This is a genomic window from Sulfitobacter sp. HI0129 (genome assembly GCF_001635395.1).
Classification (GTDB): domain Bacteria; phylum Pseudomonadota; class Alphaproteobacteria; order Rhodobacterales; family Rhodobacteraceae; genus Sulfitobacter.
The window spans coordinates 1-603 of the sequence record NZ_LWGH01000004.1 but is presented as its reverse complement, the minus strand read 5'-3'; the positions used below and the strand labels follow the sequence as shown (position 1 = coordinate 603).

Genomic DNA, 603 nt, shown 5'->3' with positions numbered 1-603 from the left:
TGAATGATGCCGTCCATGCCGTCACGGGCGAGGTGTTTCGGGATGGCTGGAGCCGCGTCCGGGGCTCAATGCAGGGGCTGCACGTGGCCAAGCAGACCCAGCTTGTGCGCGCGGCAGCAGGCCACCGGCCAGCGGTCTTCAAGGCGATCCGGGGCGGGGGAACGCATACCAAATCGCAGCTCGCAAACCAGCTCGATTACCTCACCACCAAGTCCACCCATATCGTGGACAGTAGCGGGTTCTTGGATGGCAAGACGAAGCTCGAGGCGGGTGACATCAAGGATCTGACCGAGCGCTTTGCCAAGCGGTGGGATGCGGGCTTCAAGCCCAAGCTTGGGCAGACCACCCACATGCTCATGTCCTTCCCCATCGGCACGCGCGGGGAGGATGTGCGCGACATCGCGACTGATGTGGCGGAGCGGTTTTTCCAGACCGACGAGGGGCATTTCGACTACATCATCGCAGTGCATGAAGACCGCGATCACCCGCATGCGCATCTGGTGCTGAACCGTCGCTCGCAGGAAGGCGAGTTCTTCTTTCTGGGGCGCAACCATCGCTTCAACTATGACGACTTCCGGCTCGCCATGGTCGAGGAGGCCGAGA

Annotated in this window: 1 protein-coding gene; it reads left to right on the top strand. The window is 62.2% G+C overall.

The genetic code is table 11. The features are described 5' to 3' along the window. The coding region (locus tag A3764_RS00150; RefSeq protein WP_150122003.1) for a relaxase/mobilization nuclease domain-containing protein at positions 1–603 on the top strand (603 nt) is incomplete at both ends.